The organism is Leptolyngbya sp. 7M, assembly GCF_018128485.1.
Map to the genome: position 1 here is coordinate 3,422,873 of NZ_CP070897.1, position 23,430 is coordinate 3,446,302.

Genomic DNA, 23,430 nt, shown 5'->3' on the forward strand with positions numbered 1-23,430 from the left:
TCGAATTGGAAAACTAAAATTGATTAATCAGTAAACTAAAGATAGATAGCTCAAGATACAGATTTAGATATAGCAAACGAGATGAAACTATCTACCTGCCCAACTGTGTCGTTCTTCCGCAGTGATTTCATCAGCGTTGTTTGCACCAACTGAGCCAAAGCTTTGGCTTCCGCTTCTGCTGTCTTGATGTCCCCCAGTGGCTTAATCGGTATCTGGATGCTCACCGCTACCCAAGGTAAATGCTGGCGATGACGCAATTGCTGAAGTTGATCGGCCCAGAACCAGTGACTGGGAGCAGGATGACCTCCATCTGGCCAAGCGTACCACTGCATCACCGCATCGGTTCGTCGTTGGGTCCAACCACGAAAGAATCGAGCCTTTACGGAGTAGGTTCGGTTGGGCTGGGATTGACTATCAGCGACGGGCAGCGTAAATTCGAGTGCCTTGCGTGAATCAGCCGTCCACTGTCGCACTCCATTGATATCCATCCAATCCACCTGCGGCAAATCTCGTGCCCAAGTCTGGGGCCGTAACAATAGCCAAACGGGCTGTGAATCCATCTGCAAATCTACTTGTGAATCTACTTGTAAATCTATCTGTGAATCCACTGTGGCTAGAACAATTTCCTGCGCCGACCATTTGTGACCGCCAATTTCGACAGTTCTTTGGCTGAGAGTTTGCCAACCCGGCAACGACAGACCGTTTTTTTGCATGTCCTTAAGTTGCTTGAGTTGGCTGATTTCTGGTACTTTTTGCCAAGGCCATTGACTCGTCAAGTAGCTGGGAATTGCGCCCGCTAAAGCAATTGCCAAAATCATTAAAACGACGAGTTGTTTGATCAAGGTTGATCGATAGAAGGAATCAAGTTGAGATGGCAGCATGATTTGTTTCGCTAATAATTCAAGCTTCTGACTCTAATGCATCACCTGATTCCGTTTCCAATGCAGGAATTAATTCATCTGTGACAATCCAACGATTGATTCCTTGCAAAAGAAAAAGTAAAAGCCCTAACATGGCGGTGGAATAGAGATCGCCACCCCAACCATCGTGTAGCCAATCAAATGCCTGCGCCTGTCCAGTGCCGTGAAAGAAGGTTAATAGCGTATTGCGAATAATGTTGGCCGTTACGCTCAGAGCAATCACACCGCTGTAGAACCAGATCACCTTGGTGCGAGAATTCCAGGCTCCGGTCCAGTAGAGCAAGATCAGGCCGACATACAGGCTGGTGAACAGCATCTTGAGGCCAGCGCAGTAGGGGGCTACCTCAACAATCCGGTCATTTACGAACAGGTAAATCTGATCTACCCGCACTTCCATACCAATCTGGAACAAAATAAACCCAGCCATTCCAGCAATGAACTGTTGCAGCGGCAGCGTGTAGGGTGCTATCAGGTAGGGAATTTGATTCGGCGTTGCTAACAGAACCAACAGCAGCGAAAACGTTTGAAGCCGCAGACCCGGCACACCCTTGAACCACAGACAGAGACCAGCCAGGATGACAACCAGCGATAGATTCACTAAGTCAGTCAAATTACTCAGATAGCAGCCAACTCCAACCACCAACAGCCCTAATCCGGCCATGTGAGTTTGATTCGGTAGCTGCTGCCATTGCTGTCGGTTTTGCCAGGCTAGATAGGTCGCAAATGGCAAGCCAATCAACCCGTGGCTAAAATATTCATGCTCGGTGCTGATGCTTTTATTGAGCCACCCATCAACCCAGTGCAGTAGCAATGGAACATAAAGCAGTGCCAATATTACCCCGATCGCTGTTTCAGGATAATGACGCTGAAAACGCTCAAAAATAGACACCAGCTTGCGGCTAATCTGCATGATTGTTCGGAGGCATTTGGCTTGATTGCAGCTTCCTTAGAATGCCCCAGAAATGCGATTGAGCAACAAGCTGGAGGAAGGGTGTTTAGGTTGTCACTGAGAAATCATTAGAAGCTCCGTGCGCGTGGTCAGCTGCGCAGGTTGGTCTAGAATGTATTCCTGGTGGGAAAGCTCCGCAGAAGGGACGGAACGCGGGCTATGTCGAAACTTTCTTCGCGCCATAATTTTCGGCGTGGATATTTTGTCAAGACGGGCCACACCATTTGCCCGCCCGAATGCCCTTCCGGGCATCGCTGGATTCGGCTCTTCAAAGCCTCATTTCATTGAAACACGGCAACTGGGAATTGTAAACCCGGACATTGTAGTGTGAGATGGCCTTATGTGAACGTCAAAAAAATGTGTCGCATAAATTTGGCTGTCGAAATAAAATGAACTTTCGTAGGTCTGGTAACCCATCAGGTCTCGGGGCTTGAACGAACATCGGTTGAGGCTTAGACTTTGAGAAGTCGTGAACCTGCCAAACTATCTTACACTTGCTCGTATTTTGATCGTCCCTTTATTGGTCGTTGTATTGCTTACGCCCGTCTCTGAGGCTTGGTTCGGGATCAGCGGATACGCCCTTGCGATAGTGATCTTTTTGGCAGCCTCGCTAACAGATATTCTGGATGGGCACCTTGCTCGTCGTCGCAATCAGGTATCGACGCTCGGAAAGTTCCTTGACCCCATAGCGGATAAGCTTCTTGTTTCCGCTGCCCTTATTGTCCTAGTCGAAAAACACCTCGCTCCATCCTGGGCGGTGGTCATAATTCTTGGACGTGAATTTGTCGTAACAGGTCTTCGTTCGGTGGCGGCCGCAGAAGGTATCATTATCCACGCTCAAACTTCCGGAAAGATAAAAATGTGGGCCCAGTGTGTTGCGATAGTAGCACTCCTTGTCGCCGCTGCTACCGGGCAGCCGCCCGTATCCAATTTTGGACAAGACTATCCGGCGATCAGGTTTTGGGAAGTGGCAGAAGTTAGGACTGCGTTCGTGAATCTAGCGACCTTGTCGTTAACCTCGAATGATTGGAAAGTATTCGGCTATTTGATCGGCCGCGGAGCATTGTGGATAGCCGTCGCAATGGCGGTGTGGTCGCTCTACGATTATTTGAGGTACTTTCTTCGCAAGAAACAGGAACCTTTAAACAATGATTAGTATGATGATGGGTTTGAAGCGGTTTGTGTTCTTGTGGCAGCTCCTCCTATGACAGGTGCCCGTGGTCCTGCAGGCTTACCCTGATTCGATCCTGAGCGAAGCTGGTTATCGGTAGTTGAATAATAGAACGAATGGTCTCCTTCCGAGGAAGACAGCGGTAGCGCATGGATCTCACAGCCGCCTTCTGCGAGTGGTTCCACATAGAATCGGTAACCGTCACTTTCAGGCCGTGCAGTATCGAGATCCAATAGAGTAAGTCCCGGCATTACCTCCAGATCGCCGCAGGCTCCATTGCCAACACTTTTGATATAAGTCTTCTGCGCAATTGCTATACGTTTTAACTTCAAAAGTGCTGCTTCTTCATTCGCTGCCCGTCTCGATTCAAGAAAGCTTGGGATGGCAATAGCAGATACCAACGGGAAAAGAAGCAAACCTGCTCCGCTGATCGCGATGCCCGGCAATGCGGTCTTGCGTGGAGCATATCGTTTAGGATCAATGATCGCATTGCGGAACGCCCATATTCCCCATGCAAGTCCGCCAATGATCAAGATAAGACTTAAAGCAACCCCAAGAATAAGCTCTCTGTGTCCTAAATGGGTTACATAAAACCAATTGATATACAATCCGATCAAGACCCATATCATCGGGAACCCAGCAATTCCGAGTATTACTGACCAGATCGCAGCCGCCGAGCTCTTTGGCCTTCGTTTTAGTTGAACCGTTCTGCCAAACGCAGAGTGATGAGAGTATTCAGACCCTAGCCCTGCGACTTCGGAGGAACTGACCGTATGCGAGCTACTATCCTGTCCGATATCTGGGCGGGCTGTTTCGAGACCAAACCAAACACTATTTATATCGGGCGGCGCGTCCATTTTTCCGCCGCAGCGTATGCAAGCAACCGCTTTGGAAGCATTTAAGAGATCGCAATGCGGACACGCAGCCGATTCCATCTATCCTCCGAAAAGATCCTAAAACGACCTGCCGCCTTTCCACACTATGCAGTGGAATCAGCCACAGGTCGATCTGCGTTTTCTTATTGAACCTCTACCCAGTCGCCGGTATGTATCTCTTGGGCTGTACGCACGACCATCGCAGTCGCCGTTCGTTCTTTAACGTTTAGGATCACCAACTCGCCTACCACTTTGCGTAGATCAGGACGTCCGTCCTTTGCACGTCTGGTCGTCACAACTCGTCCGCGAGCTTCGTTACCACTCTTTCGTGCCGATTGATTTGAAAACTTTCCGCCGCGGTAAACATTACTCTGATAGTCATAATCACGAGCGCTTACTGATTCGTTCGGTCCAAGCAAAAGATTGCCCTTCCCAAGCGGACGATATACTGTTAGATAGTCTCCGGCACGGACATTGTCCTCAGCTCCAAGATCAATGTACACGATCTGTTCACGTCCTAACATTTCGTGCATATCTCTTGCCATAAAGATACGACCGGTAGCTTTTCCTGAGGGATCGGCAAAAAGATCGAGAGCCGGTCTTTGCGTAAACATCGGAGCTGTTCGCTGTTGGAATGGTTGCACTAGGTCGCCAAGAAGAAAGTTGTCACACGACATCTTCACCTTGCCAACTGAGACCTGATTCTTTACACGCACGATCTCGATAGTGCCAACCTCTTGCACGTAAAAGCCTAGACGTCCTTTTCGCGTCCATTTCGTTTTCACTTGGCCGCGTGGCCTAACAACGGACATAACATCGCCGACCTGAACCCCTTTGTTTGCGCCTGCATTAATGTAGATGTAGTCCCATTCACCATAGAGAAACTGATCTGCTTCATCATTTGCACCGACAACTCGGTTCTCCGTTGAGATCGGCGAACTTTGAACATAGCCCGCACAATATACGTTGTTGCGCTCTGCTACAGCCATGGGACGTGTCAGGTAGCGGCAGCTAAGCTGTTTCGTGCCCGAGTTGATGCATCGAACCAGTGGATTTTTCTCTGCTCCGTCTGTTTGCCTATCTTAAAAGAAAATAACCCCCATTATGTCTATGGGGGCACTTGGAAGGCGGCTAAGAAACGATAGCTATAGATTTTGTCGTTGAGTTCAGGCCCAACGGTCCAATTCAGCTTGCTAGATACTCGCGAATATCAGCCCGCCGCTTGCGCAGTTTAGTCAACGCCTCCCGCTCAATTTGGCGTACACGCTCCCGGCTAATATTGAGCCGATCGCCAATTTTGGCCAGGGTCAACGACTGACCGTCTTCTAGTCCAAACCGAAGGGACAACACTTCCCGCTGCTGAGGAGTTAGATCGGCTAAGAGCTGCTCCAACTCACCTCTAAGAGCTGACTGAGAAGCAAAGTCTTCTGGCGAAGGACCCGTATCTTCCAGTAGCTCGCCCAATTCGGTGTCTTGATTATCTCCTACTCGCAGATCCAGGGACAGAGGTTGGCGTGCTCGCTCCAGGTATTCCCGCACCTGTTTAGTTGTTAGATCTAATTCTGCTGCCAGCTCAGATGCCGTAGCCGCCCGTCCTAACTTTTGTGCTAACTGCCGCTGCGCTTTCTTAATCTTGTTCAACTTCTCGGTGATGTGGATCGGCAGACGAATCGTGCGTCCTTTCTCAGCAATGGCACGGGTAATGGCTTGTCGGATCCACCAGTAGGCGTAGGTCGAAAACCGATAGCCCTTGGTTGGATCAAATTTCTCGACGCCTCTCTGCATGCCAATCGTGCCTTCCTGGATCAGATCCAACAGATCAACATTGCGCTTGATATACTTTTTCGCCACCGAAACTACCAAACGCAAATTGGCTTCAACCATTTTGCGCTTAGCGAATTCACCTTCAGCTACAATCTGCTGCAATTCTGCTACCGAAATCTTGGCTTGTTGAGACCATTCCTCTACATCTGGTTCCCGTCCAACCTTGGCAATGAACTCTTCCTTAAGCTCATTAAGGGCTGCAAGGCGCTGCACCTGCTTACCAAAGAGAATTTCCTGCTCATGGCTCAGTAACGGCACTCGTCCGATTTCTCTTAGATAAGCGCGCACCATATCAGGGGAAGTTGAAGTCGTATTCATAGCGCCAAATCCAAAGTATAGAAGAGAAGTTTAGAACATTTGTACTATTTTGAGAAGTGGCAACCCATGTTTCTAGGCACCAAGTCCAGGGATCAAAATCAAGTCAGAACCCTAAAAACGTTATTGAACTTAGTAATAAATACAACAAGCGTTTAAACCTGATCACTGGACTTTCTAGTTCTGTAAACTGAGACTCGCTCAGCTCCGCCTATGGTGTGTAAACCCCACTCCAACAAAGAGTATTACCGACTAAAATGTCACACTTTATACTGCTAAGCCAACAGCGACAGCGAGACTTTACAGTTAATTGGTGCATTGCTCGGCTGCCGCCAGCCAAACTTTCGTTAAGCTGAAACTCAGTTTTAATCACCCGCGGATTGATGATTTTCTCAAAATTGTAACATTTGTTCATGAAGCTGTCACATGTTTTGAAGCCTACCGTGGGTTCGTTGATTTCCCAAACGTAGCTCTAGAATACTGGTTGAATCTAATTAACGAATGCATCCTGAGGAACAAAATGGCGGTTTTTTATTGATCCTAGGCTCTACCCCACGGGTGAGAAATTTTCATTTTTTTTAATATTTGATAGTTCGTCGTCTAGAGATCTAATTCCCAAGAGCAGCAAGAGAAGCGAAAGCACAGCCATTGCGTGAGAGCCAGCACTTACAGGAATTTACTAGTCTGTAACGAGTCGATATCAAACAGCCAGCATGTAAAGCACCAACGTTCAATTGTTAACCTGCTCAGCCTCTAGTTCAGCCTTAGTCCTTCTATGAATGACAACGAATAATGTTATGCTTAAGAAGACTCGGACTCATGCGGTCACAACGCCCAAACCTTGTCAGGACCGGAAGGTAGCAGCAATACGGGATGCTTGTGACAGGCGTGATCTCCGGGTCACTTTTTGTAGTTTCCTCCTATCCTAGAGACATGGCTCCATATTAAAAGGAGTCCGATGGCATAAAGGAGTGAAAAACGCGATGCCTGGTTTTGGAGATATCGTACAAAAGGCATTTTATTTAGGTGTAGGAGCAGCCTCCTATGCAGCAGAGAAGGCAGGCATCACCTTGTCAGAGCTAAAGGTGCAAGCCCAAAAGATTGCCGATGAAATGGTGGCTCGCGGCGAAATGACCACCGAAGAAGCAAAACGCATGGTGGATGAGATGGTGAGCCGAGCACAGCAGGTGCCGCCCTCATCTGAAGCCGACCGGCCTTCTGAACCTCGTAGAATCGAAATTTTGGTAGAAGATGTCGAGGACGAGTCGGTCTCCACTCCTCGATCTGAAGCTCCTCAATCGCAGGTAGATGATCTGCGGAAACAAGTGGCCAAGTTACAAGAAGAACTGCGACGGCTGAAGCAGGACTAAGAAAGTAGTTTTAAGTTTTGTAGCTTGCTTCTGCGTAGCAGTGCTTTAAGCTTTGAGTTGAGTCTGTGTACAGGCTTAAAGCTGAGAGCTATGTTTTCCCATTCTGCTTCGCCTTCAAACTTAGACTACATGCTTGAATTACGTGCTACGCCGCTAACACTTAAAACCCTGCGGAAAATCGGTAACAAGTCAACTTAAAACTCAAAACTTAACACTTAATATAAACTATGGAAAATTGGCAACAAGACTGGTTTAAAGCCTTTGAAACCATTGCGGCGGAAGTGGGTCAGCTGTTTGAAGCAGTAGGGCGCGACTTGGCAGAAGCTACCGATGCGCTGCTTGACCTGTCGGAAGAGGTCGCAGACGACGTAGAGGACACCCTTAATCAAATTGATGAAGTATTAGCTCCGAAGCTTGAGCAGCTTGATGAGCAAATCGGACAGTGGCTTGATCCAGTGCGTTGCGGCTACAGTCATCCCTTGCTCTCCATGCGTTATATCCAGTGGGGACAGTCTAACAGACCCTCACTTTTTACTCTACCGAGCCGCAAGGGATTTATTCCGTATCGGGATGCATGATCTGGGTGGGCAATGGGCTACGTTGGGTTGGCGTCACCCCTATTCTGGTTCAAGATTTCTACTTGCTGTACGGATAACTGTAAGGCGTCTGCGACTTGCTCAACGGTTAATCCCAGCGCCAGCAAGCGTGGTATTGCCAATCGTCTGGCCTGTTCAGCCTCTGCTTTGGCTTGTTCGGCTTGGTCTCTAGCTTGTTCGGCTTGGTCTCTAGCTTGTTCGGCTTGGTCTCTGGCTTGTTCGGCTTCTTCTTTGGCAAGTTCGGCCTGTTCTTTGGCGAGTTCCGCGAATGCTTTGGCCTGTCGGGCTTCTTTGTAGTTGGGCAGTTTTTCGCCGGTGTTGGGATCGAAAAAGCGCAGCTCGCGCCGGATGGCATGGCCGTTGTCAAAATTAAACAGCAGCGAGAATTCGGACTCGATTAACCATAGCTCTAGTCCTAACACCTGGCTGGAAATGCAGAGTAGCGCATCGGGACGGGTTTCTACCGGAATCGGCTGGTATTGGCCTTCCACCAGTCGAAAGCCTTTGAGCTGGGGCTGGAGGTAGTCTCCGGTTGGGTCGTATTGAAAATATTCCTGCACGCCAAGCTGGGCATAGAGCGATGGCTTGTCTCGTTCGTCTTCAATTCTTGTTGTTTTGGACGTAATTTCCATGACAAAATCAGGCAGCTTGTTGTTCTCTTTCCAGGCTTGGTAGCTGCGCCGCTTGCGTTTACTGGCACCAAACACCACAAACACATCCGGAGAGACGACCGCTTTGGGATCGCCCTGCCGGTAGTAAACAAATAGATTGCCTGAGACGTAGACGTTTTCCCGGCTCTGAAAATGAAGATCCAGCGCTTCTACGCAATACACTAGATAATCGCGGGTTGGATCACTTTCCGTCATCGGTTTGCCATCAGACTCTGGATATTCAATTAGGTCAAGCTGTTGATCGGTGGTCATAACCGCTATCCCTCCTAGCAAATGGATTGGGATGTTTTTCTAGTATGGTGCAAGTATGGTGCAAAACGACAAATTCACTTTTATTGAGTCAGCGCTAACCGAGAGAGTGCAAAGCCAACGCTTGCGATCGCTCCAACCGCTCCAGCCGATTGATGTGGTGCATGTGGCCCGCTCTGGCCAGGTGTTGCTCAACTTTAGCTCGAATGACTACTTGGGGTTATCGAAGCATCCAACCTTAATTGCGGCAGCTCAGCAGTATACGGAACAGTACGGCACTGGGGCAACGGCGTCTCGGCTGGTGAGCGGCACCTACGAGATTCACCAAAACCTAGAGGAAAAGCTGGCGCTGGCCTGTGGACGGGAAGCAGCATTGCTATTCAACTCTGGCTTTCAGGCCAACTCAACAATTTTGGCGGCGCTCTTGGATCGGCAATCCTTGGTGCTGTGTGATCGATATGTACACAATAGTTTGCTACAGGGAATTCTCGCCAGCGGTGCCCGGTTTAAGCGCTATGCTCACAATGATTTACATCAATTAGAAGCCGCGTTGCAGCAAGCTCAGCAAAACTACAGCCGCATTTTGATCGTCACCGAAACGGTGTTTAGTATGGACGGAGATTGCAGCGATCTAGATGGGCTGATTGATTTGGCCGAGCGCTATGACGCGATCTTGTATCTCGATGATGCCCATGCTGTCGGGGTTCTGGGTCAAGCCGGTATGGGGTTAGCAGCCCATCGGGCGGGTGTGGATCTGGTAGTCGGCACCTTTGGCAAAGCGTTTGGGGCATTTGGGGCGTTTGTCACCTGTTCGAGAAAACTGTGTGATTATTTGATCAACTGCTGCCCTGGTTTCATCTATACTACAGCCTTACCACCAGCGGTGATTGGAGCGATTGAAGCAGCCCTACTTCTGATGCCAACCCTAGAGTCGGAGCGGCAATTTCTGAGGCAGCAATCGAACCGTTTGAGGACCGAGTTGCAAGCGTTGGGCTATGATACGGGCGCATCCAGCTCGCAGATTATTCCAGTCCTCTTAGGTACAGAGGAGAAAACGCTGTCTCTATCGCGCTGGTTAGATAAGCAGGGAATTTTAGCAACTGCGATTCGCCCTCCAACGGTGGCTGCGGGCACGGCACGGATTCGATTAGCGCTATCAAGCTGTCATACACCAGAGCATCTAGATAGCTTAGTTGCAGCGATTTGCATCTGGGACAATATTAATCATTGATCATATGGATAATTTTATTTAAGTTTGCTTAGAGTTCTGGTACATGATGATTCATAGTGATTGTTCTTTCTACAGAGCCGAGGTCCTTGCCTATCACGGATGGGGCTTTGATTATTCCTGTTGGCAAGGGTGGCAAACATGGTTAGAGAAACAGGCTTGTTGTTTGAAAGCTGCGGATCGAGGATATTTTGGCGCTAGCAAATTAGTAAATTTCACAAGTGATATCAAAATCCTCTTTGTTCACTCCTATGGATTGCACTGGTGTCCGGTAGAGCAGCTTCAGGCAGATGTTTTGGTTATTTTCAGTAGCTTTTGTGCGTTCCATCCAGAGGAGCCACCCAGTCTCAAAACGCGCTCGCAAACGACAGTACAGCAAATGCTCGGTCAACTTTCCTCTGATGGAGCAAGTCATTCAACTCGTGATCCCCGGCTGATGTTGCAAAAATTTCAGACCAGAAGTTATCATCCAGTTGCATGGCATGGCCCGATACCAGAATCGCTCAATATTGAACAACTGCGGCAGGATTTGCAGCAGCTCAACAGGGCCGCAATTGATCTAGCCCTCTTACGTTCGGTGCCCCAAGTTGTCATCCTACATGGCTCAGCCGATCGAATTGTTTCACCCGCAAAAGGCAAAGCACTGGCTGCACAGTTGAAATGCCCCTATTTTGAGATCCCCGACGCCAGCAGCGCCCGCAAACTGCTCGTCTATGCCTTCGCCTACGAAATTCTCAGCCAAATTCCCCTAGAACCCCTCCGCCAAAGCCTCACCTCCCAGCTTTAACTCAAAACTTAAAACTCCTAAACTCTTCCCCTCCCGCTGTTGCCATGACCTTCACTCAAGAAAGAACACTCGCTGCTCAAATCCGTGCTGATTTCCCAATTCTGGATCAGCAAGTATACGGCAAGCCCCTGATCTACCTCGACAATGCCGCCACATCGCAAAAGCCAACGGCGGTGCTAGAAGCGTTGCAGACCTATTACCAGGGCTATAACTCCAACGTCCACCGAGGCGTTCATGCCCTCAGCGCCCTAGCCACCGACGCCTACGAGGCGGCCCGCGATAAGGTGGCTGCCTTTGTCAATGCCGCTAGCCGCAACGAGATTGTCTTTACCCGCAATGCTAGCGAAGCAATTAACCTGGTAGCCTACAGTTGGGGCATGAACACGCTGATGCCCGGAGACGAAATTATCTTGACGGTGATGGAGCATCACAGCAATTTGGTGCCTTGGCAACTCGTGTCCCAGCGGACTGGAGCTATCCTCAAGTTCGTGGAGCTAACTGACACCCAAGAGTTTGATTTAGAGCAGTTCAAGTCGCTCATCACCGACAAAACCAAGCTAGTCGCGACGGTTCATGTTTCGAATACTCTAGGCTGCATCAACCCGGTGCAAGAAATTGCCGCCATCGCCCATCGCCACGGGGCCAGAGTGCTGCTGGATGCCTGCCAGAGCATCCCCCATCTACCCGTCGATGTGCAGGCGCTGGACTGTGACTGGTTAGTCGCTTCCGGACATAAAATGTGCGCCCCGACCGGCATTGGTTTTCTCTACGGCAAACTGGAGCTGCTGAAGTCGATGCCTCCCTTCCTGGGCGGCGGTGAAATGATCGCGGATGTGTTCCTCGATCACTCGACCTACGCTGACTTGCCTCACAAGTTTGAAGCCGGTACCCCTGCTATTGGAGAAGCCATTGCCCTGGGTGCAGCTGTGGATTACCTCACCGGCATAGGCATGGACAAAATCCACGCCTATGAACAAGAGCTGACGCTTTATTTGTTCGAGAAGCTGATGCAGATTCCAGAAGTCCAGCTCTATGGTCCCAAACCCAACGCTACCGCCAGCAACCGAGCTGCTCTAGCCTCTTTTACTACCGGTGCCGTCCATCCCAACGACTTGTCTACCCTACTGGATCAGGAAGGCATTGCCATCCGCACCGGGCACCACTGCACCCAGCCCTTGCACCGCTACTTGGGCGTTTCTGCCACCGCCAGAGCCAGCCTCTACTTCTACAACACGCGGGAAGAGATCGACGCCTTTATTGTGGCCTTGAAGGAAACCCTCGATTTCTTTGGGGGCATCCTGAATTAGCCTGACTGCCGCAGTTCGCCTACTACCGACAAGATGCTTGCAGTCTAATAGTTTCACAAACCAAAGAGGGGATTTCTGTTAAGGCAGATCCCCTCTTTTAGAATTCATTTTTAATTCGATTTCGTATTCAGATCCGGTTGATTCGCCATTGGTTCGGTAGGGGCGAAGCAGTTGCTCATAGATCTGTCTGACTGCACTCTGGACTGTTTGGCAACTGCTTCGCCCTTACTGATAGATCTAGATCTGTCTGACTGCACGCTAGACTGTTTGGCAACTGCTTCGCCCTTACTGATAGATCTAGATCTGCCTGACCCCACGCTAGACTGTTTGGCAACTGCTTCGCCCTTACTGATAGATCTAGATCTGTCTGACTGCACGCTAGACTGTTTGGTCGGTGGGGGCGAAGCAGTTGCTCATAGATCTGTCTGACTGCACTCTAGACTGTTTGGCAACTGCTTCGCCCTTACTAGATCACACTGAGACACTGAGACCTGGCTTATTGACTTTACCCAAACCGCCTCAACCTACACAAATGTTTGGCAAAATAGTATCTATGTACTATCCTTAAAGCTATTCCTTGGGGAGCAGTGCCATAATTTGGTCAACGAACTGCTGATGATCGACAACCGGCTTGGAGATGTAATCATCAGCCCCACTTTGCTGTAGGAAGTTTTCCCGATCGCCCTCCATGGCGTGAGCCGTCACCAAAATAATCGGTAAGCTGGAGGTTTGCGGATCAGCCTTCAGCATTTGGGTAATTTTAATTCCGTCTACGGGTTTGCCCTGGTAGATGCTATGAGAGAGGGAGACATCCATTAAGATAATATCCGCCTCACGGGCCTGCGCAATTTTCATCACCTCGTCCACGTTCTCGGTATGCTTAACTTCCAACCCACCCCGTTTTGTCAGAATCTTGGAGAAGACCCGCGCGTTGATCAAGTCATCTTCAACAATCAGAACCGTTTTCATAACATCTATACCCTACCTACCTAATCTCATAATCTCAGGATGGACACGGTTTATCTCTTTTGATGCTAGGTAATTTAGTAATACTGTGAAATTACTGTGAAATGTATTTGGCGTCCTCCGCTTGTGATATCACGCTAGGACATCCTGTCCGGAATGACAACCCCTAACCCCTGAAAACTCTGCGTCAAGTAACGAAAAAGGAACCGAACTCATGGCTGATCAGTTGAGCATTCTTTCATCGGGGCAAGTGATTCCCACCGCCCTCCATGCCGAAGTGCAGCGGTCATATCTGGAATATGCCATGAGTGTAATCGTGGGACGGGCGCTACCGGATGTCCGCGATGGCCTCAAACCGGTGCATCGTCGCATTCTGTACGCCATGCATGAGTTGGGCCTAACCCCAGACCGGCCTTACCGCAAATGCGCCCGCGTCGTCGGAGATGTGCTGGGTAAATACCACCCCCACGGGGATCAGGCGGTTTACGATGCCTTGGTGCGGATGGTGCAGGACTTTTCCAGCCGCTATCCGCTGCTGCAAGGGCACGGCAACTTCGGCTCCGTGGATGACGATCCGCCTGCCGCCATGATGGCGGCGCGGTTGGGGCAGGTACAGCAGCAGCAGATCATTCAGAGTGGAATGCGGTTGATCGATCCCGTTGAGGGAGTACGGGCACTGGAACGGTTGCTGCAAAAAAATGTCACGCAGGTGAGTGTACTGCCAATGGACTGGCCTACTTTCCGCATGCAGATGCCTAACCGAACATTGCCGCTGGTGCGGGACCTTGTGTCCGAAGTGCCAATGGCTGCATCGCAGTCGAGCCAGTTGCCAACCAGTCAAGCACCGTCAAGCCCAATAGCATCAAATCCGGTATCATCAAACCCAGTATCATCAAACTCAACATCACCAGTGTTGCAGCTAGCCTCAACGACCGATCAGGCTGCGGCACTGCAAAATCAGATTCGGGAGCAGTTGGCGCGAGTGTTGGGCTTTAGCTCAGCAGAAGCAGTTGATCCACAAGAGAATTTTGGCGATCTGGGCATGGATTCGCTGATGGCGGTCGAGTTTAGAAACCGCTTGGAAGCTAGTCTGGGCTGCCCAATTCCGCAAACCCTTGCCTTTGATTATCCTACCGTTTCTCTGTTAACCGACTACTTGTTGATGCAGCATCTCAACGAGGGAAGCCAACATTCTTTCAGGAATGGGGCGGGTGGAATAGAATCGGCCCCATTCGCAACTAATTCACCGAGCGCTGTGTTACCCAAAGCCGCGCCGAATTCTGAAGTTGAGCCAGCTAATGGGTTAAGCACGGAACTAGTTCCTGAATTAACTACTGAGTCAATTCCTGAGTTAACAGACTCTCGTTTAATTGAAGCTGAACTCAATATTCCAGCCGCGTATTATCACTTTGAACTAACACCCGAATATCTCAACCTATGCTCGGATCTGGAACGGGTGGAACAGCTCGGCAATCCATTCTTTGAAACCCATGAAGGCATCGCCAGAGATACAACTCAAATCCACGGTCAGCAGTTGCTGAGTTATTCCAGCTACAACTATCTGGGCCTATCGGGCGATCCCTTTGTCACCGCTGCGGTAAAGCGAGCTGTAGAGACTTATGGGACATCGGTTTCAGCTAGTCGAGTTGTGGCTGGAGAACGTCCGATTCACCGTGAACTGGAACAGGAAATTGCCAATTTTCTGGGTACAGAAGATTGTATTGTTTATATCGGCGGACATACCACTAACGTCACTACAATCGGTCATTTGTTTGGTGAAAATGATTTGATTATTTATGATACCCTGAGTCATAACAGTATTCGTCAAGGCTGTGAACTAGCAAAGGCAACGGCAATTGAATTTCCCCACAATGATTGGAAGACATTAGAGTATTTACTGGCGCAAAAGCGTCGTTGTTACCAAAAGGTATTGATTGCTATCGAGGGAATATACAGTACTGATGGCGATCTGGCTCCACTGCCGGAGATCGTAGCGCTCAAGCGAAAGTACAAAACCTTTTTACTGGTGGATGAAGCTCATTCGATTGGCGTTTTGGGGCCGACCGGACGCGGCATCGGTGAGCATTTCGGCATTTCGGCGGCCCAGGTGGATCTGTGGATGGGGACGCTGAGTAAATCCTTGGCGAGTTGTGGTGGCTATATTGCCAGCAGTAAGGCAGTGGTGACATACCTGAAATACACAGCTCCTGGATTCGTCTATAGCGTCGGCATGTCTCCAGCCAATACAGCAGCAGCCTTAGCAGCGCTCCAACTGCTCCAGCAAGAACCAGAGCGAGTCATCCAGTTGCAGCAGCGCTCTCAGCTTTTCCTGTCGCTGGCCCAACAGCGGAGACTGAATACTGGCAACAGTCAGCAATCGCCGATTATTCCTGTAATTGTAGGAGAACCCCACAGGGCTGTAAAACTCTCCCATGCGCTGCGTCGGCGGGGGATTAATGTTCAGCCAATGGTGTATCCGGCCGTGCCCTACCATGCGGCCAGATTACGATTCTTTATCACTTGCCTCCACAGTGCTGATCAAATTGCCTCTACGGTGAAGGTAATAGCAGCAGAACTAGAAGCGCTAAGCAAAAAGGAATAGGGTTTGAATGAGCAAACAGTATCGTGTGGTTGCCCTACCAGGTGAAGGAATTGGTCCAGAAATCATGAGTGTAGCGCTGTTGGTGCTTGACTGTGCAGCGCGGTTACATAATTTCTCCGTTCAGATCAACTGGGCGCTAATTGGTCCACCGGCCTTAGCCGCCTGTGGTAGTGCTTTGCCCCAGGAAACCGGGCAACTCTGTCGAAAATCCGATGGCATTGTATTTGGAGCTGTTTCCCAAGGAGGATTGCTAGAGCTACGCAAACAGTTTGATCTATTTGCCAATTTGCGCCTAGTTCGCCCTTCTCCTTTCCTGTTTCATTGCTCGCCGTTGAAGACGGAACAATTGCAGAACGTTGACATTCTATTTGTAAGAGAACTGGTGAGCGGCATCTATTTTGGTCCATCGGGGCGAGGAATGGATAGCAACGGAGAGTATGGCTATCACACAATGCAGTACTACGATTGGGAGATTCGCCGGATTGCTAAAGTCGCCCTACGTCAAGCTCACTATCGACGGGGTTTGCTAACAGTCGCCCATAAGGAAAATGCGTTGCCCCATATTCCCTGGAGCCAACTTGTGGCCGAAGAGGCGCTGATGTTTCCCAATGTAATTGTTGAGTACATGTTGGTTGATAATCTGGCGATGCAGTTAGTGATGCAGCCTCAGCATTTTGATGTGATTTTAGCTGGAAATCTATTTGGCGATATTTTGAGTGATATCGGTGGAGCGTTGGTAGGCTCGGTTGGCCTGTTGGGATCAGCCAGCTTGAACGAAGATGGATTCGGCCTTTATGAACCGATTCACGGCACTGCTGCTGATCTTGCCGGTAAAGGAATTGCCAACCCACTTGGAATGATCAACAGTATTGTTATGATGTTGCAGCAATGGGAAGAACAGGCCGCCGCCAATTTAATTCTGCAAGCGCAGGACCAGCTTCTATCCCAAGGTGCAAGGTACAGTATCGTCATTCCGGGTCCCGCCCCGACCTCTCTGACCAGTTGCTCGCCGCTCTCGCGCATATTTGCGGCAATGCGAGCAAAATCGCCCTTTTCCCAAAGGGCTTTGTTGGGATTCATTGATGTTTCCGGGTTCATTTCAACTCCTGTACGACTAAATGAATGATGTGCGCGGAAGTTGGCATTTTAAGTTTGATATACTTCCGATAAGCATTAACGAATTACGTCAACGATTACGGACAAACAAGGGGGACTTTTTTGTGACAAAAAAAATAAGGATATTGGGCATATCGGGCAGCCTCCGTGAGGGATCATTCAATACTTATGCATTGAACGCGGCCAAAAAGCTGTGTCCTGAGAGTGCCGAAATAGAGATATTCAGCATTGCGGGGTTTCCTGAATTTATTCAGGGGCAGGACGAGGATCCGCCTGAGATAGTAACGAAATTTAAGGAGGCGATCCGTTCGGCTGATGCCGTCCTGGTATCGTCACCTGAATACAATTATTCGGTGCCGGGTGTTCTTAAGAACGCCATTGACTGGGCCTCGCGGCCCTACGGAGACAGCGCTTGGGAAGGAAAAACGGCGGCAATAATGGGAGCCTCGCCGGGCGCGATCGGAACCGCCAGAATGCAGTATCACCTTCGGCAGATAATGGTATTCCTTGACATGCATCCGATAAACAAGCCGGAGGTAATGATCAACAACTGTGCAGAAAAGTTCGATGAGAGCGGCGAACTTATTCACGAAGGCACACAGAAGATCATCCGTATGATGCTTGAAGCCCTGATCGAACACGCAAAGCGGTTTGCGTAACCGTTCGGTCATTTGTGGAACCTAGGGTTGGTCCGTCACTTGAAATATAGATGTCAGCAGGGTTCGCCGGGCCTGTTACCTAGCGAACCCGTCTGAAGATGTGTGTGCCTTCTTTTAGGCTGCCGCCATTCCGATACATCAAACCTTTTCGGCGAAGGGACACATCGATCTTACCCAAATGATTCGGCAAAAAAGCGGGCAGCCGGGCCGCCCGCACAATGGAGTAAAGACAAAGATGATCACGGATCGATCTTATAATCCGGCCAGCAAGAGGTTGGGTTGTAGTAAAGCTCCAAAAACTCTAGAGCTTGCCTATTGACGTTCACACCGGGTGCGGCCACGCCGGCGAATTGCGGATTCAGTATCTTTGCGATCTGATCGCGAACCGCCTCAAGGTGTGCCCGCGTTGCTTTATCTGTGGTTCGGGCCATTGCCGAAGCAGCCGAATTGCTTATCGCCTGAAGTTCCGCACGATAAAAGGCTCGTTCATCGCCGCTTGATATGAACATCGCCGCAAATCCCGGCGGAAGCCCCTGCGGCGTCTGTTGAGCGGGTGCATTCAGCTTCGTGTTGGCTATATCCAAGTAGGCCCTGTGGAGATTCCGCCTGTAAGCATCAACGACCGGACGCGGCGAAGAAAGTTCACTGAATACTCCGCTGCGAACATCGGCCAAGAACTCAGCAGGTTGATACGCCATTGAACCATCCAACGTTTGCTGTTCGACCAGCCGTGCAAAGCGCGCACTTGAAAGCAGATTGTTCAGCACGCTATTCTGAGCATTTCTAACTCGGTTCAACGCACCAATCGGTTCAATGCGCCTTAATATCTCTTTGTCGATCGCCCACTCCGGCGTTTTGAATGCATTCTCGTTGAGGAATTTTACGGCTGCCACCTGCCGGGCTTTCGGTATGAGGTTGAATCTGACGCCGCTTTGGCCGATATGTTTCTGCTGCGAATCAAATCCTCCGACGATGGCCGCAACGTGATTCATCTCAAGCGTCCATTGCCCCATCATACGCCCGTAGAGTTCGTTAAGGTCATTGTAGGGCTCCCCACGTTGCTGCGAGGTTGCCGGCACCAAAAGTTTTGCGATCCTCTGCAGATTCCGAAGCCCTAGTGTAGTTGAGTAGATCGCGTCCGCATCGCCGACCGCTTCCGTTAATTCACCGGGATCGCTTCCGGCCGACCCCTGCGTCGAAAAACGGAACCAAGGCGTTTCGTCCTGCTGGCGTGCCCACTGGTCAAGCATCGGCTTTTCCTGATCGGGCGTTCTTGCTCCGGGAATGGGTTTGTATCCCCACATTGTCGCCCAAACATCGTAAGGGCCGATCTGTGGAACCAGGTCATCGGGGTCAATATTGTCTTCGGGCTGTGCGACATAATTGAACCGCGAATAATCCATAAGCGTGGCAACGTGCCCGTTCTTCTTCACCCATTCGCGGTCACGCACTTTCTCCGCAGGATACATCGAGCTCGCTTTCATATTGTGCTGGAAGCCGAGCGTATGCCCTACCTCATGTGCGACCACGTATTCAACAAGCGTCCCCATAAGGTCATCCGGCATCGGCAGCTTATGAACACGCGGATCTACGGCTCCGGCCTGCAGAAAATACCATGAACGCTGCAGGTTCATTATGTTGTGATGCATTTGGATGTCGGATTCAAGTATCTCGCCCGTCCGCGGATCGTTGATGTGCGGGCCCGAAGCATTTTCAACGGTTGAGGGCAGCCAGCGGATCACCGAATAGCGCGCGTCTTCTGGATGGAACTCAGGATCTTCCGCTTTCGTCGGTGCCATCTTTGCGATGATCGCATTCTTGAAACCAGCGGCTTCAAAAGCTTTCTGCCATTTTTCAACTCCACGTTTGGTGAACGGTACAAGCCATGCCGGGGTCGCGCGGTCGATATAGTAAATGATCGGCTTTACAGGTTCTGATAGCTCAGCATTCGGATCTTTTTTTTCCAAGCGCCAACGCGTTATGTAGCGACGCTGCTGGGCCCGATGCTCGGGACGACCGTAGTCCATCTGCGTAACCGAAAAATATCCTACGCGCTCGTCGAACAGCCGCGGCATCATCGGATTCTCCGGAAGTTTTACCATGCTATGGTGCAGTACGACCGTTGCACTTCCTGGCGGATTTTCCCCAAGATGCGTAACCTGACTGAGGATGACCTTGTTGCGATTGCGGGGCACATTCTGCTGCAACCGAAGGTGGTTGGTGTGAAATGGGGCGGCGGCAAGATCTATTACTAAGCCCAATCTATTGCTGAAAATCTGGACGGGTTTTCGGTAATAGGATAGTCCTTGCAGCACGGCATTCTGACATTAAGATTGCTGTGCTGCTCTAGCTTAGAACAAGTTAAACATCATTAGGCTGAACATCAAAGTTAGAAGTAGGTTGTTGCCCTGCCATGCCATTTTTGCCTGGGCGTAACGTTTGTCTGCGTTTTGCAGCATTTCTGTTATTTGTTGGCTGCGGCTTGTTCGGCTTCGGCTCGCCAAGTTGGGCAAGTAGTAAGGCAAATAACGTTGATCCCTATGTCCGCCGCTATTTGGATGTGCAAGAACCTGTGTCGTTGGTAATGAATGCCGAGGGGCAGACTCGCGTCTTTTCAGCAGCAGAGATGTCAGCCGGGAAGCGGTTCTTTGAGGACAATTGCAAGAATTGTCATGTTGGCGGCACAACCTTGCCCAATCCCACAGTGCCCCTGTCGCTAGAGGCACTGCGTGGGGCTACCCCTCCTCGCGATATGGTTTTGAACTTGGTCACCTTCTTAAGGCAGCCCATGACCTACGACGGTAGTGAAGAAACCTATGCTTGCCGTCAGGTGCCAGAGAGTTGGCTGTCGCAGGAAGAGGCCGAGAATGTCTCTGCGTTCATTTTGCGCTCAGCTCAAAAAGCGCCCGGTTGGGGAAATACTACCTTTTGAAAAGGGTAGTCAGGATGGTAAAGGGTAGCATTCAAGATAAAATTTTCAGTGAGAATGAATTTAACTTAAATCTCCGAGGTATTTCATGAAACTGATTTCTTCTGTCTCGCGGAGTTTAAGTCTCGCCCTGTGTGCGGTTGTATTGGTGATTGGCAGCTTTTTCATGGCAGTTTCTCCTGCTGCTGCTGATACCGTTACCGTCAAAATGGGTGCTGACAGCGGTATGTTGGCCTTTGAGCCTTCGACTGTAACGATCAAAGCGGGCGACACTGTTAAGTGGGTCAATAACAAACTCCCTCCCCACAACATCGTGTTTGAAGGGGATGCGGCTAATAAGTCTCACGATCAGCTGATGTTCTCGCCGGGTGAATCCTACGAAGTCACCTTCGATACGCCAGGAACCTACAGCTACTACTGTTCTCCTCACCGGGGAGCAGGCATGGCTGGCAAAGTTGTTGTCCAATAGTTGTTCAATAATTTTGCTGTAGAAACTCTAGATTAGAGTTTGAACGCCGTGTGGTAGCAAACTGGTCTCAAAAACACGAAAAAGCAGAATAGGGCAAGAGTTAAGTCGTCTCTGGGTTAGGCATTTACCGCACCTGAGTAAGATTTGATTCTTGCCCTATCTCGTTTGAATAGCAGTTCGCCAACCAACCCCGCAGAAAATTTTGCAAATACTATCTCCCTTGCCTGCACCTCTGGTACTATTCTTTTAGTACTTATGTATTAATTTTTGCGCTCAAGGAAAATATGGGTGAAGCAGATAGCCTAGAAGTGTTGCTCAACCGTCTGAAGGAGCAGCAGCGGCGTGAGGCAAGAGGTCTGACAGGTTTGAACGATTTTTCGCAGGTGGAAGGAGAACTGCCGATTGATTCGTCATTAGAATTAGCCGTTCTCACTCTAGTTCACTATCGCTATCGGGATGTTCCTCAATGGCGGATTCAGCAGACCTATAGCTTCACCTGCGAAGGAATTTTTCGGCGTACTTATGTGGAATCGTGGGAACCCGGTATACCCATTCGGTTTACGCCTGAAGAAGCGATTGTGATTGCGCGTCATTTGAGTCAGCAGGATTGTGCAGAGTGGTAGCTGGCCCAGAGTTGCCATAACGTTAAGTTTTGAATCAATTCAAGATCTGTCAGAAGTTGGACGCGCCAGCGATTCCGAATGATCTCATCTCCCCTTACAATGCTTTTATCGACAATTGAGGGCATCGCTGTGGTTCCAATTCGCGACGAAAATCCAGGCCAAACCACGCCTTACGTTACCTACGGGCTGATTATCCTAAATATTTTGGCCTTTTTGTACGAAGCTAGTTTGATGGGGCCGAGCCTAGAAACTTTTTTTCATAGTTGGGCGGTTGTACCGGCAGAGCTGACGGCTAGTCTTCAAGGAGTCCCAGGCTATTCGGTTGCGGGAGAAGCCGTAACGCTGGTTACCTCGCAATTCCTCCATGCTGGTCTGCTGCATCTAGGCGGTAACATGCTGTATCTCTGGATTTTTGGTAACAATGTCGAAGACCAGATGGGGCATGTGCGGTTTCTGGTCTTTTATCTACTGTGCGGTATTTTAGCTGGGTTGGCCCAGTATTTCTTTGCGGCGAATTCTGGCATTCCTTCGCTGGGAGCAAGTGGCGCGATTGCGGGTGTGTTAGGAGCCTATGTATTGCGCTTCCCACAAGTCCGGATCCTGGGACTTGTGCCAATTTTCCTATTCTTTTTCACGTTTCGCGTACCGGCAGTGGTGTTTTTGGGGATTTGGTTTATCCAACAGGCGCTCTATGGCTTTGCTAGCTTGGGTGCACCGGCCAATATTGGTATGGAAAACGGGGGGATTGCCTACTGGGCGCACGCTGGTGGTTTTGTCGTAGGAGCAATCTTGGGGCCAATCTTTGGGTTATTCTCAAGTGCAGGCACGAAAACCTTTTCCGAGGATACGACGAGCTTGTAGAGGTAGGGCTTCTACAGTGAATTTAATTTCAGGTTAGATCAAAACAGGCTTGAGGGGCGCATAGCCCAGGAAATTCTAGGGTGCTGACGGTCAGCGTTTTCAGATTGACGCGCCGAATCGTGTGGTTATTGGTGTCGGCAATAAACAGCCAGTCGCCAGCAATGCTTAGCCCAGAGGGTTCGTAAAAACTAGCCGCTAAACCCTGTCCGTCTCGCAGGGGGGCATCTGGAGCGCGGCAACGGCAAGGTTGCTCTGCAAGATGTGCGACTACTGACCGCTCAAGTTGAAGTTTTGAAAGGGTTAGAGATCTTGAATCTGCTCGACGCTCAGCGAGAAGTTCGGGCCACTGATGCCGATGTGCAGCAAATTGCCAACTTCTGCATTCAGCACAGTCAGGATATTAAAACGCTATTCAACCTGACCGTCTCAGACCGCATGACGCCAATCGAAATTATTCAAGCACTATTGAGTAAATTGGGCCTGAAGCTAGCCTGCATCCGGCGAGATCAAACCATTGATGGCCGCCGGGGCGGATTGCGTGTGTATCAGTACGATCCGCCAAACGATCAGCGAGATGCAATATTCAGACACTGGCAAACCCGAGACGCCATCTACACCAACAGTTCATCCCCGACCTCCGTTACCTCCACAAGTAGCGCTAGCATCTCTGATCCACCCCTAGATATATTAGATCTAGATCATTCATTGACTGGATCAACACCGGACAAGGCTAACCCAGATGATCCAAATACAGATGATCCAAATACAGATGATCCAAACTCACAAAATAACGCACAGCCTACTGCAGCCCGTACTCAACCCAATAAAAACCTTAGAGCACCTCTAGTTAAACAGAGCAAAGAGGAAGCCAACAAGCGAAACTTAGGGGCTATTTTGAGTCCAGAACTACATGAAAAGTACCTCTTAATGTACCCTAACTAAA

Annotated in this window: 23 protein-coding genes, 1 other RNA gene and 1 pseudogene; 17 read left to right on the forward strand and 8 right to left on the reverse strand. The window is 49.8% G+C overall.

What is annotated here, in order from left to right; genetic code table 11:
* Positions 1-50: 50 nt before the first annotated feature.
* Positions 51-881 carry a cyanoexosortase B system-associated protein gene (locus JVX88_RS17070; RefSeq protein WP_211628464.1) on the reverse strand — a complete coding sequence of 277 codons (831 nt, stop codon included), beginning with the start codon at positions 879-881 and terminating at the stop codon, positions 51-53.
* A 19-nt stretch (positions 882-900) separates the two neighbouring features.
* Complete coding sequence (gene crtB, locus JVX88_RS17075; protein ID WP_211628465.1) at positions 901-1,830, reverse strand: cyanoexosortase B; 930 nt, start codon at positions 1,828-1,830, stop codon at positions 901-903.
* Between the two features lie 151 nt (positions 1,831-1,981).
* Between crtB and JVX88_RS17080 the strand changes: the two genes are divergently transcribed.
* Positions 1,982-2,200 carry a hypothetical protein gene (locus tag JVX88_RS17080; protein WP_211628466.1) on the forward strand — a complete coding sequence of 73 codons (219 nt, stop codon included), beginning with the start codon at positions 1,982-1,984 and terminating at the stop codon, positions 2,198-2,200.
* Between the two features lie 138 nt (positions 2,201-2,338).
* A complete protein-coding gene (gene pgsA, locus JVX88_RS17085) occupies positions 2,339-3,025 on the forward strand; it encodes a CDP-diacylglycerol--glycerol-3-phosphate 3-phosphatidyltransferase (protein WP_211628467.1) in 687 nt (228 codons plus the stop codon).
* Here pgsA and JVX88_RS17090 read toward each other — a convergent pair.
* The 3 genes from JVX88_RS17090 to JVX88_RS17100 form a co-directional block, all read right to left on the reverse strand.
* Positions 3,022-3,975 carry a hypothetical protein gene (locus tag JVX88_RS17090; RefSeq protein ID WP_211628468.1) on the reverse strand — a complete coding sequence of 318 codons (954 nt, stop codon included), beginning with the start codon at positions 3,973-3,975 and terminating at the stop codon, positions 3,022-3,024. The two genes, pgsA and JVX88_RS17090, sit on opposite strands and share 4 nt — an antisense overlap.
* 83 nt (positions 3,976-4,058) lie before the next feature.
* Positions 4,059-4,904: a hypothetical protein gene (locus tag JVX88_RS17095; protein ID WP_211628469.1), complete on the reverse strand. Its 846-nt coding sequence runs from the start codon at positions 4,902-4,904 to the stop codon at positions 4,059-4,061.
* Between the two features lie 196 nt (positions 4,905-5,100).
* Positions 5,101-6,057 (reverse strand): RNA polymerase sigma factor, RpoD/SigA family, encoded by a 957-nt coding sequence (locus JVX88_RS17100; RefSeq protein WP_211628470.1) that lies wholly within the window; start codon positions 6,055-6,057, stop codon positions 5,101-5,103.
* Positions 6,058-6,862: 805 nt separating this feature from the next.
* Here JVX88_RS17100 and ffs point away from each other — a divergent pair.
* From ffs to JVX88_RS17115, 3 genes are all read left to right on the forward strand, one after another.
* Positions 6,863-6,959, forward strand: an RNA gene (gene ffs / locus JVX88_RS17105) — signal recognition particle sRNA small type.
* A 78-nt stretch (positions 6,960-7,037) separates the two neighbouring features.
* Positions 7,038-7,424: a phasin family protein gene (locus JVX88_RS17110; RefSeq protein WP_211628471.1), complete on the forward strand. Its 387-nt coding sequence runs from the start codon at positions 7,038-7,040 to the stop codon at positions 7,422-7,424.
* A gap of 227 nt (positions 7,425-7,651) precedes the next feature.
* A complete protein-coding gene (locus tag JVX88_RS17115; protein WP_211628472.1) occupies positions 7,652-8,002 on the forward strand; it encodes a hypothetical protein in 351 nt (116 codons plus the stop codon).
* 17 nt (positions 8,003-8,019) lie between these two features.
* Here JVX88_RS17115 and JVX88_RS17120 read toward each other — a convergent pair whose 3' ends face one another.
* A complete protein-coding gene (locus JVX88_RS17120) occupies positions 8,020-8,943 on the reverse strand; it encodes a Uma2 family endonuclease (protein ID WP_211628473.1) in 924 nt (307 codons plus the stop codon).
* Positions 8,944-8,998: 55 nt separating this feature from the next.
* Between JVX88_RS17120 and bioF the strand changes: the two genes are divergently transcribed.
* The 3 genes from bioF to JVX88_RS17135 are packed head-to-tail and all read left to right on the forward strand — an operon-like array spanning position 8,999 to position 12,262.
* Complete coding sequence (bioF, locus tag JVX88_RS17125) at positions 8,999-10,171, forward strand: 8-amino-7-oxononanoate synthase (RefSeq protein WP_211628474.1); 1,173 nt, start codon at positions 8,999-9,001, stop codon at positions 10,169-10,171.
* 43 nt (positions 10,172-10,214) lie between these two features.
* A complete protein-coding gene (locus JVX88_RS17130) occupies positions 10,215-10,955 on the forward strand; it encodes a hypothetical protein (protein ID WP_211628475.1) in 741 nt (246 codons plus the stop codon).
* A 44-nt stretch (positions 10,956-10,999) separates the two neighbouring features.
* The gene (locus JVX88_RS17135) at positions 11,000-12,262 is read left to right on the forward strand and encodes a cysteine desulfurase (RefSeq protein WP_211628476.1); all 1,263 of its coding nucleotides are present in this window, start codon (positions 11,000-11,002) and stop codon (positions 12,260-12,262) included.
* 570 nt (positions 12,263-12,832) lie between these two features.
* Here JVX88_RS17135 and JVX88_RS17140 read toward each other — a convergent pair.
* Positions 12,833-13,231, reverse strand: coding sequence for a response regulator (locus tag JVX88_RS17140; RefSeq protein ID WP_036003775.1), 399 nt, complete (start codon positions 13,229-13,231; stop codon positions 12,833-12,835).
* Between the two features lie 301 nt (positions 13,232-13,532).
* Between JVX88_RS17140 and JVX88_RS17145 the strand changes: the two are divergent.
* The 3 genes and pseudogenes from JVX88_RS17145 to JVX88_RS17155 form a co-directional block, all read left to right on the forward strand.
* Positions 13,533-15,779 (forward strand): annotated as a pseudogene (locus JVX88_RS17145) (aminotransferase class I/II-fold pyridoxal phosphate-dependent enzyme); the annotation flags it as partial.
* 58 nt (positions 15,780-15,837) lie between these two features.
* Positions 15,838-16,956 (forward strand): isocitrate/isopropylmalate family dehydrogenase, encoded by a 1,119-nt coding sequence (locus JVX88_RS17150; RefSeq protein WP_211628478.1) that lies wholly within the window; start codon positions 15,838-15,840, stop codon positions 16,954-16,956.
* Positions 16,957-17,050: 94 nt separating this feature from the next.
* Complete coding sequence (locus tag JVX88_RS17155; protein WP_211628479.1) at positions 17,051-17,605, forward strand: NADPH-dependent FMN reductase; 555 nt, start codon at positions 17,051-17,053, stop codon at positions 17,603-17,605.
* Positions 17,606-17,844: 239 nt separating this feature from the next.
* Here the strand turns inward: JVX88_RS17155 and JVX88_RS17160 are convergent, their stop codons facing one another.
* The gene (locus JVX88_RS17160) at positions 17,845-19,800 is read right to left on the reverse strand and encodes a zinc-dependent metalloprotease (RefSeq protein WP_410503772.1); all 1,956 of its coding nucleotides are present in this window, start codon (positions 19,798-19,800) and stop codon (positions 17,845-17,847) included.
* On the opposite strand from JVX88_RS17160, the gene JVX88_RS17165 reads away from it, so the two are divergent.
* The 6 genes from JVX88_RS17165 (at position 19,756) to JVX88_RS17190 (ending at position 23,429) form a co-directional block, all read left to right on the forward strand.
* A complete protein-coding gene (locus tag JVX88_RS17165; RefSeq protein WP_317134651.1) occupies positions 19,756-19,860 on the forward strand; it encodes a hypothetical protein in 105 nt (34 codons plus the stop codon). The two genes, JVX88_RS17160 and JVX88_RS17165, sit on opposite strands and share 45 nt — an antisense overlap.
* A 158-nt stretch (positions 19,861-20,018) precedes the next feature.
* Positions 20,019-20,537, forward strand: coding sequence for a photosystem II cytochrome PsbV2 (gene psbV2, locus JVX88_RS17170; protein WP_211628482.1), 519 nt, complete (start codon positions 20,019-20,021; stop codon positions 20,535-20,537).
* Between the two features lie 85 nt (positions 20,538-20,622).
* Positions 20,623-21,003 carry a plastocyanin gene (petE, locus tag JVX88_RS17175; RefSeq protein WP_211628488.1) on the forward strand — a complete coding sequence of 127 codons (381 nt, stop codon included), beginning with the start codon at positions 20,623-20,625 and terminating at the stop codon, positions 21,001-21,003.
* Between the two features lie 284 nt (positions 21,004-21,287).
* Positions 21,288-21,626, forward strand: a complete 339-nt coding sequence (locus JVX88_RS17180) for a hypothetical protein (protein ID WP_035997139.1) — start codon at positions 21,288-21,290, stop codon at positions 21,624-21,626.
* A gap of 99 nt (positions 21,627-21,725) precedes the next feature.
* Positions 21,726-22,487 carry a rhomboid family intramembrane serine protease gene (locus JVX88_RS17185; protein WP_225931440.1) on the forward strand — a complete coding sequence of 254 codons (762 nt, stop codon included), beginning with the start codon at positions 21,726-21,728 and terminating at the stop codon, positions 22,485-22,487.
* 261 nt (positions 22,488-22,748) lie between these two features.
* Positions 22,749-23,429: a hypothetical protein gene (locus tag JVX88_RS17190; protein ID WP_211628490.1), complete on the forward strand. Its 681-nt coding sequence runs from the start codon at positions 22,749-22,751 to the stop codon at positions 23,427-23,429.
* Position 23,430: the final 1 nt, after the last annotated feature.

Bases quoted from the DNA above. Each gene is read 5' to 3' on its own strand.
- JVX88_RS17070 (WP_211628464.1), bottom strand. From the start codon at position 881: ATGCTGCCATCTCAACTTGATTCCTTCTATCGATCAACCTTGATCAAA.
- crtB (WP_211628465.1), bottom strand. From the start codon at position 1,830: ATGCAGATTAGCCGCAAGCTGGTGTCTATTTTTGAGCGTTTTCAGCGT.
- JVX88_RS17080 (WP_211628466.1), top strand. From the start codon at position 1,982: ATGTATTCCTGGTGGGAAAGCTCCGCAGAAGGGACGGAACGCGGGCTA.
- JVX88_RS17090 (WP_211628468.1), bottom strand. From the start codon at position 3,975: ATGGAATCGGCTGCGTGTCCGCATTGCGATCTCTTAAATGCTTCCAAA.
- JVX88_RS17095 (WP_211628469.1), bottom strand. From the start codon at position 4,904: ATGGCTGTAGCAGAGCGCAACAACGTATATTGTGCGGGCTATGTTCAA.
- JVX88_RS17100 (WP_211628470.1), bottom strand. From the start codon at position 6,057: ATGAATACGACTTCAACTTCCCCTGATATGGTGCGCGCTTATCTAAGA.
- JVX88_RS17110 (WP_211628471.1), top strand. From the start codon at position 7,038: ATGCCTGGTTTTGGAGATATCGTACAAAAGGCATTTTATTTAGGTGTA.
- JVX88_RS17115 (WP_211628472.1), top strand. From the start codon at position 7,652: ATGGAAAATTGGCAACAAGACTGGTTTAAAGCCTTTGAAACCATTGCG.
- JVX88_RS17120 (WP_211628473.1), bottom strand. From the start codon at position 8,943: ATGACCACCGATCAACAGCTTGACCTAATTGAATATCCAGAGTCTGAT.
- bioF (WP_211628474.1), top strand. From the start codon at position 8,999: ATGGTGCAAAACGACAAATTCACTTTTATTGAGTCAGCGCTAACCGAG.
- JVX88_RS17130 (WP_211628475.1), top strand. From the start codon at position 10,215: ATGATGATTCATAGTGATTGTTCTTTCTACAGAGCCGAGGTCCTTGCC.
- JVX88_RS17135 (WP_211628476.1), top strand. From the start codon at position 11,000: ATGACCTTCACTCAAGAAAGAACACTCGCTGCTCAAATCCGTGCTGAT.
- JVX88_RS17140 (WP_036003775.1), bottom strand. From the start codon at position 13,231: ATGAAAACGGTTCTGATTGTTGAAGATGACTTGATCAACGCGCGGGTC.
- JVX88_RS17150 (WP_211628478.1), top strand. From the start codon at position 15,838: ATGAGCAAACAGTATCGTGTGGTTGCCCTACCAGGTGAAGGAATTGGT.
- JVX88_RS17165 (WP_317134651.1), top strand. From the start codon at position 19,756: ATGCGTAACCTGACTGAGGATGACCTTGTTGCGATTGCGGGGCACATT.
- psbV2 (WP_211628482.1), top strand. From the start codon at position 20,019: ATGCCATTTTTGCCTGGGCGTAACGTTTGTCTGCGTTTTGCAGCATTT.
- petE (WP_211628488.1), top strand. From the start codon at position 20,623: ATGAAACTGATTTCTTCTGTCTCGCGGAGTTTAAGTCTCGCCCTGTGT.
- JVX88_RS17180 (WP_035997139.1), top strand. From the start codon at position 21,288: ATGGGTGAAGCAGATAGCCTAGAAGTGTTGCTCAACCGTCTGAAGGAG.
- JVX88_RS17185 (WP_225931440.1), top strand. From the start codon at position 21,726: ATGCTTTTATCGACAATTGAGGGCATCGCTGTGGTTCCAATTCGCGAC.